The following is a 7217-nucleotide window of genomic DNA, read 5'->3' on the forward strand; positions in this document are numbered from 1 at the left end:
CCCCCCGGCGGGGGCGGGGTGGGGCGCGGCCAGGTGGGGGTGGAGGAGGAGGTCGTCGTCGTAGTCGCCGGCGTTCTGGTGACGGAAGGGGAGCGGGGCGGTGGTGGGGAGGGTGAGGAGACGCTCGCGCAGGCGGGTGGCGGCGGTTTCGTAGGCCTCGGGGGTGGTGCGGTCGGCGCCGGGGATCAGGAGGGGCGGGACGACCGACATGCCGGTGTACCAGAGGGTGCCGTGCTGGAGGGGGAAGAGGAGATCGTTGAGGTCGCCGTTGACGCCGCGCGGGCCGAGGGTGCCGGCGCGGGCTCCGGCGGTGACGACGACCAGGGCGCGTTTGCCGGCCAGCCGGCCCTCGCCGTAGCGCTGCGGGCGGCCGGTGGCGGGGTCGGTGAGGCCGAAGGCGAAGCCCTTGACGAAGACGCGGTCGAACCAGCCCTTGAGGATGGCGGGCATGCCGTACCACCAGAGCGGGAACTGGATGACCAGGGTGTCGGCCCAGGTGAGTTTGTCCTGTTCGGATGCGATGTCGGGGCTCAAGTTGCCGGTGGCGTAGGCGCGTTCGGAGGCGTCGCCGATCAGGAGGCGGTCGGCCGGGTCGTGGGCGTAGTCGGCGGGGCCGATCAGCGGGTTCCAGTTCATGGCGTAGAGGTCGGAGACGCGGTGCCGGTGGCCGTGGGCCTCGAGGGTGCGCAGGCCCTCGGTCTTGAGGGCGCCGCTCAGGGAGCGCTGGTCGGGGTGGGCGAACAGCCAGAGGACGTTCATGGCGTCCACTGTCGGGGGCGGCGTGGCGGCCGGACGAGTGGCCGGATGGTCACGATGTGCAAGGATCGGGCCATGAGGGAGACGGCGCGAAACGGTGGGCCGCGGCCCCGGCATCGGGTGGCGGTGCTGGTGCGCGAGGGGATGCTGCCGATCGAGGTGGGGATCGTGCACCGGATCTTCGGGGAGGCCAGGTCGGCGGACGGGGAGCTGCTGTACGAGCTGGTGACGTGTGCGCTGGTGCCGGGGGAGGTGCGGACGGACACCGATTTCACGGTGAATGTGGCGCATGGGGTGGAAGCGCTGGAGGGGGCGGACACGGTGGTGATACCGGCTTCTTCCGCGGACTACGACCCGGGGACGGAGCAGCGCGAGGGGCGGCTGAGTCCGGCGATGGCGGATGCACTGGGGCGGATCCGGCCGGGGACACGGATCGCGTCGATCTGTACGGGGTCGTTCGTGCTGGCCGCAGCGGGGTTGCTGGACGGGCGGCGGGCCACGACGCACTGGCGGTCGGTGGACGACTTCCGGCGGCTGTTTCCGGCGGTCGAGCTGGATGCGGACGTGCTGTACACGCACGAAGGGGATGTGCTGACGGCGGCCGGGGTCGCCTCGGGGGCCGATCTGTGTCTGCACATGGTGCGGTGCGATCACGGCGCGGCGGTGGCCAATGATGTCGCGCGGCGGACGGTGGTGCCGCCGCACCGGGAGGGCGGGCAGGCGCAGTACATCCGGCGGCCGGTGCCGGAGCCGCAGGTGTCCTCCACCGGGGCGGCGCGGGCGTGGGCGCTGGAACATCTGGACCGGCCGCTGAGCCTGCGCGAGCTGGCGGCGCGGGAGGCGATGAGCGTACGGACCTTCACCCGGCGGTTCCGGGAGGAGGTGGGGATGTCGCCGGTGCAGTGGCTGACACAGCAACGGATCGAACGGGCACGGCAGTTGCTGGAGGAGACGGAGCTGACGGTGGACCGGATCGCGGCGGAGGCCGGGTTCGGGACGGCGGCTTCGCTGCGGCAGCATCTCCAGACGGCCCTGGGGGTGTCGCCGAGGGCCTATCGGAGCACGTTCCGGGGGCCGGTGGAGCTGCGGGCGCGCTGACGGCGACGACCCGGCCCCGGGGCCGTACGGCCGTACCGCTCGGCCGTACCGCTCGGCTGTGCCGTTCGGCCCGGGCGTTGTCGTACCCCCGTCGTACGCTGACGGTGTGTGGCGATGTACGGGGCCGCGCTGGTCACGCGGCGCGCCGGGGACCGCGGGGCGGCGGTTCGAGCAGGGGCTCGGCTGGTATTGCGCCGAGCGGGGCGAGGAGCGGGTGAGCCCGCTTCCCGCCGGGAAGGTGCTGGCGTTCGCGGCGCGGGGCGAGCGGCGGTGCCTCGGGGTCCGGCGGGGCGGCCGGTGGACCGTCTGTCCGTACGGGGCGGTGCTGGCGGGCGACAGCGCCAGGGACCAGTGCGCGAGCTGCGCCCGGCTGGACCGGTCGCGGTCGGTGGCGGCGGACACCATGGCCGACGATCCGCGGCCGTACGGCGTCTATCTGGCGTACTTCGGCCGCGGGCTGCTCAAGGTGGGGATCACGGCCGCCGAGCGGGGCCCGGCGCGGCTGGTGGAGCAGGGGGCGGTGGCGTACGCATGGCTGGGGCGCGGGCCGTTGATGGCGGCGCGACGGGCGGAGGCGCTGCTGGGGAGCGCGCTGGCGGTGCCGGACCGGTTCGGGAAGACGGCGAAGCGCGCGGCGCGGGGGGCGTTGCCGCCGCTGGGTGACAGACGTGCCGAGCTTGCTCACCTGCACGACGCGGCAAGGGAGTTGCCGGGGTGGCCGGAGACCTTGGAGCCGGTCGGGTTCGAGTGCGTCGATCATGCGGAGCTGTTCGGGCTCGGCCGTGTCCCGGCGGAGGTTGCGGAGCTGGGCGGTCTGGCGGCGGGGGAGGAGATCGTGGGGGAGGTGGTGGCCGGGGTGGGGTCGGATCTGTACCTGCGGTTGCGGGATGTGCGGTTGCCGGGGGCCGGGGAGGCGCCGGGAGGCGGTGGTCCGCAGGTCGCGGTGCTGGATCTGCGGGTGTTGTCGGGGTGGGTGCTGGGGGCGGCTTCGGGGACGGTGACGACGGTGCCCGTACGGGGCCGGGAGGACGGCCCGGCCGAGGGCCACGACGGCCAGGAGGGGCTGTTTTGACGGAGGGGTTCGGGGTGGACGCGGTGGACGGGGACGGCCGGGTCGGCGAGTTCTGGCGGGGGCTGGGGCTGCCGGGGCTGGTCGATGTGCATACGCACTTCATGCCGGAGCGGGTGATGGCGAAGGTCTGGGCGTATTTCGACGCCGCGGGGCCGTTGGTGGGGCGGCCGTGGCCGATCACGTACCGGCTGGAGGAGGAGCAGCGGCTGGCGGTGCTGCGGGGCTTCGGGGTGCGGGCGTTCACGGCGATGGTCTATCCGCACAAACCCGGGATGGCGCAGTGGCTGAACGGCTGGGCGGCGGATTTCGCGGCCCGTACGCCGGACTGTCTGCGGACCGCGACGTTCTTCCCGGAGGACGGCGCGGCGGAGTACGTACGAGCCGAACTGGACGGCGGAGTAAGGGTCTTCAAGGCGCATGTGCAGGTGGGCGGGTACGACCCGGCCGACGGGGCGCTGGACGCGGTGTGGGGCGCCCTCGCGGAGGCCCGTACGCCGGTCGTCATCCATTGCGGATCGGGGCCGGCGCCGGGCAGGCACACCGGGCCGGAGCCGATCGCGCGGCTGCTGGCGCGTCATCCCCGACTGCACTTGATCATCGCGCACTTGGGGATGCCGGAGTACACGGAATTCCTGGATCTGGCGGAGCGCTATCCGGGCGTGCACCTCGATACGACGATGGCGTTCACCGACTTCGCCGAGTGCACCGCGCCGTTTCCGCGGGCGGAGCGGGGTCGGCTCGCAGCTCTCGGCGACCGCGTGCTGTTCGGCAGCGACTTCCCCAACATCCCCTACGGGTATGCGCATGCCCTGGAGGCGCTGGCGCGGCTGGAGCTGGGGGACGACTGGCTGCGGGGGGTCTGTTACGGGAACGGGGCGCGGTTGTTCGCGGTGTGACGGGTCGGCCCCGGGGCTCAGGATCGCTGGGCTGCGGCCCCGGCGGTGAGGTGGGACAGCGCCGTCCGCAGGGCCGTCAGGGTGGGCTCGTCGGTGACGCGCTCCGTGGTGGGGTCGGTCTTCGGGCCGATGGCGGGGATTTCCAGGCAGGCGGGGTCGATGACCTGGCCGCTCATCATCCGGAGGGTCTCGCGGAGTTGGGCGTTGGCGTGGCTGCCTCCGGTGGGGAAGGGGGAGGCGGTGATGACCGCGACCGGCTTGCCCACGCATTCGCCGCTGCTGACCAGCCAGTCGAGGGCGTTCTTGAGGACGCCGGGGACCCCGTGCGCGTACTCGGGGCTGACGACGAGGATCGCATCCGCGGCCCCGGCGGCCGCGCGGAGCGCGGCGACGGCGGGCGGCGGTGTGGCGCCCTCGCCGTCGAGGTCCGGGTTGAAGTGCGGGAGGGCGCCGATGTCCGCCGTGGTGGCGGGGCCGTCGTGGAGGCCGAGGGCGGAGTGCAGGACGGCGCCGTTGGAGGAGCGGGCGCGGAGGCTGCCGGAGAGGGCGAGGAGTCGTATGCCGGGTCGCATGGGGTGACGGTACGGCCTGACGTCGGGGGCAAGGCGAGGGGGGCCGGCGGCCGGCCCGTCCGAGGACCGCGCCCGTGCGTGTTTGTGCTGGTCAGGGCGATTGTCAGTGGTGGCTGCGATGCTGAGGGAGTGGTGATCGGGCTGGACCGCGCGGGGGGCGGCCCAGCCCGGTCGCGCGGGGCGTCGGGGTGGTGAGGAGGGGGCGGAGCGGCAATTCTCAGGAGATTCACAGAAATCCCCAAGGGAGCTTTCACGCGCGCGGGTCAGGCTCGGCGTCATGACCGTGACTTCGTCGTCCTCAGTGTCCTCCGCGTCCTCAGCCGGGCCTTCCGCGGCACGGGGCACGGCCAAGCGGCCCGAGCTGTTGCGGGCCGACGGGAGTCCGGTGCGAGTGCTGGTGGTGGACGACGAGTCGTCGCTCGCCGATCTGCTGTCGCTGGCGCTGCGTTACGAGGGCTGGGACATCCGGGCCGAGGGCGACGGGGCGGGTGCGCTGCGGTGCGCGCGGAGCTGGCGGCCGGATGCGGTGCTGCTCGATGTGATGCTGCCGGACATGGACGGACTGACGGTGCTGGCCCGGCTGCGGCGGGAGCTGCCGGACGTGCCGGTGCTGTTCCTGACCGCCAAGGATGCCGTCGAGGACCGTATCGCCGGGCTGACGGCGGGCGGCGACGACTACGTCACCAAGCCGTTCAGCCTGGAGGAGGTGGTGGCCCGGCTGCGCGGGCTGCTGCGCCGGGCCGGGGCGGCCACCGCGCGGAGCGAGTCGCTGCTCACGGTCGGCGATCTGGTGCTGGACGAGGACAGCCACGAGGTGTGGCGGGACGGCCAGGAGATTCATCTGACGGCCACCGAGTTCGAGCTGCTGCGCTATCTGATGCGCAATCCCCGGCGGGTGCTGAGCAAGACGCAGATCCTGGACCGGGTGTGGAGCTATGACTTCGGCGGCCAGGCGAACGTCGTCGAGCTGTACATCTCCTACCTGCGGCGGAAGATCGATGCCGGGCGGGCGCCGATGATTCACACCCGGCGGGGTGCGGGGTATCTGATCAAGCCGGGTGCATAGTGCGCAGGAGTTCCTCGCCGACGTCTGCTCTCCGGAGGCCCTGGACGCTGCGCACTCGGCTGGTGGTGTCGGCGGTTGCGCTGATCGCCGTCGTCGCGGCCGTCATCGGTACGGTCACGACCATCGCGCTGCGGTCGTATCTGCAGGGCCAGTTGGACGAGAAGGTGGGGGAGGGCCTGGTAGGCGCCCAGAGGTTCCATCCGCCCGGCTCGGTGGGCGGCTCGCAGTTCGATTTCGTGGCGATGGGCGGGGCGCCGGTGGGGACGGTGGGCGCGCGGTTCGGGCCCGACGGGGCGCTGGAGGGCGGGGCGAAGAGCAACAACTCCGTCGGCCGGCTGCCACGGGAGCGGCTGGACGGGCTGAGCGGTGCGCAGTCGGCGGCGCTGGCCCGGGTACCGCGTGACGGGGCGCCGCACACCGCCGAGATACCGGGCCTCGGCGACTACCGGGTGCGGTCCTCCCCGGACGGCACGGTCGTGCTGGCGATGCCGCTCCGCGAGGTGGACCGCACGGTCGCCCGGCTCATCGGGGTCGAGGCGTGGGTGACGGTCGCCGGGTTGGTCGCGGCCGGGATCGCGGGCGCCGCCATGGTCGGGGTCGCGCTGCGGCCGCTGCGCCGGGTCGCGGCCACCGCCACCCGTGTCTCCGAACTCCCCCTCCACCAGGGCGAGGTGGCCCTGCACGTCCGGGTGCCGGCGGCCGAGGCGGATGCCCGTACGGAGGTGGGGCAGGTCGGCGCGGCGCTCAACCGAATGCTGGGGCATGTCGGCTCGGCGCTGTCGGCGCGGCAGGAGAGCGAGACGCGGGTGCGGCGTTTCGTCGCGGACGCCAGCCATGAGCTGCGCACGCCGCTGGCCTCGATACGGGGCTATGCCGAGCTGACCCGGCGCGGGCCGGAGCGGCCGGGCCCGGAGACCCGGCATGCGCTGGGCCGGATCGAGTCCGAGGCACAGCGGATGACGGGGCTGGTGGAGGACCTGCTGCTGCTCGCCCGGCTCGATTCCGGACGGCCGCTCTCGTACGAGAGCACCGATCTCTCGGCGCTGGTCGTGGATGCGGTGAGCGATGCGCGGGCGGCCGGGCCCGGTCATCTGTGGCGGCTGGAACTGCCCGACGGCCCGGTCCTGGTGCACGGGGACGGCGGCCGGCTGCACCAGGTCCTGGTCAATCTGCTGGCCAATGCCCGTACGCATACGCCGGAGGGGACGACGGTGACGGCGCGGGTGCGGGGCCCGGAGGGCGGGGGTCGTATCGCGTCCGCCGCCGGGATGTCCGCCGCCGGGATGTCCGCCACCGGGCTGTCCGCAGCGGGGTCGTCCGCCGTTCTCCTGGAGGTGCAGGACGACGGGCCGGGGGTCCCGCCCGGCCTCCTCCCGCATGTCTTCGAACGGTTCGCGCGGGGCGATGCGTCGCGGTCGCGGGCCGCCGGGAGTACGGGCCTGGGCCTGGCCATCGTGCAGGCGGTGGTGGGCGCGCACGGCGGTACGGTCGGCGTCGAGAGCGCCCCCGGCCGGACGGTGTTCACGGTCACCCTGCCGCCCGCACGCCCGGACAGGCCGACGGCGGCCGGCCTTCCGCTGCCGCCCGCCGGCTCACAGCCCGGACACAGCCTCACCACACCACCGTGACAGCCCGGTTGGCGAGCGTCGCCACCATGACGACGAAGCCGCCGACCCACCCGCCAACCACCCACCCGCCAACCACCCACCCGCCAACCACCCACCCGCCAACCACCCACCCGCCCTCGACCCATCCGC

7 protein-coding genes are annotated in these 7217 nt (G+C 73.6%); 5 read left to right on the forward strand and 2 right to left on the reverse strand.

The window, feature by feature from the left end:
• Positions 1-759 (reverse strand): NAD(P)H-dependent oxidoreductase (locus ADL29_RS38515; RefSeq protein WP_053928126.1); only part of this gene is annotated, 759 nt, incomplete at its 3' end.
• Between the two features lie 72 nt (positions 760-831).
• On the opposite strand from ADL29_RS38515, the gene ADL29_RS38520 reads away from it, so the two are divergent.
• The 3 genes from ADL29_RS38520 to ADL29_RS38530 all read left to right on the forward strand — a co-directional run bounded on the left by ADL29_RS38520 (position 832) and on the right by ADL29_RS38530 (position 3822).
• Positions 832-1854 (forward strand): GlxA family transcriptional regulator, encoded by a 1023-nt coding sequence (locus tag ADL29_RS38520; protein WP_245689806.1) that lies wholly within the window; start codon positions 832-834, stop codon positions 1852-1854.
• 106 nt (positions 1855-1960) lie between these two features.
• Positions 1961-2926: a DUF2797 domain-containing protein gene (locus tag ADL29_RS38525; RefSeq protein ID WP_107095190.1), complete on the forward strand. Its 966-nt coding sequence runs from the start codon at positions 1961-1963 to the stop codon at positions 2924-2926.
• The gene (locus tag ADL29_RS38530) at positions 2923-3822 is read left to right on the forward strand and encodes an amidohydrolase family protein (protein ID WP_211274472.1); all 900 of its coding nucleotides are present in this window, start codon (positions 2923-2925) and stop codon (positions 3820-3822) included. The genes ADL29_RS38525 and ADL29_RS38530 overlap by 4 nt, the downstream gene beginning before the upstream one ends.
• A gap of 17 nt (positions 3823-3839) precedes the next feature.
• On the opposite strand, the gene ADL29_RS38535 is transcribed toward ADL29_RS38530, so the two are convergent.
• Positions 3840-4394, reverse strand: a complete 555-nt coding sequence (locus tag ADL29_RS38535; protein WP_063788616.1) for an NADPH-dependent FMN reductase — start codon at positions 4392-4394, stop codon at positions 3840-3842.
• 277 nt (positions 4395-4671) lie between these two features.
• Between ADL29_RS38535 and ADL29_RS38540 the strand changes: the two genes are divergently transcribed.
• Positions 4672-5460, forward strand: coding sequence for a response regulator transcription factor (locus ADL29_RS38540; protein ID WP_281182027.1), 789 nt, complete (start codon positions 4672-4674; stop codon positions 5458-5460).
• Between the two features lie 59 nt (positions 5461-5519).
• Positions 5520-7088 (forward strand): sensor histidine kinase, encoded by a 1569-nt coding sequence (locus ADL29_RS38545; protein ID WP_211274474.1) that lies wholly within the window; start codon positions 5520-5522, stop codon positions 7086-7088.
• Positions 7089-7217: the final 129 nt, after the last annotated feature.

Origin of the sequence: Streptomyces chattanoogensis (assembly GCF_001294335.1) — a bacterium.
Lineage (GTDB): Bacteria > Actinomycetota > Actinomycetes > Streptomycetales > Streptomycetaceae > Streptomyces > Streptomyces chattanoogensis.

Coding starts and splice junctions, on each gene's coding strand:
- ADL29_RS38520 (WP_245689806.1), top strand. CDS start 832: ATGAGGGAGACGGCGCGAAACGGTGGGCCGCGGCCCCGGCATCGGGTG.
- ADL29_RS38535 (WP_063788616.1), bottom strand. CDS start 4,394: ATGCGACCCGGCATACGACTCCTCGCCCTCTCCGGCAGCCTCCGCGCC.
- ADL29_RS38540 (WP_281182027.1), top strand. CDS start 4,672: ATGACCGTGACTTCGTCGTCCTCAGTGTCCTCCGCGTCCTCAGCCGGG.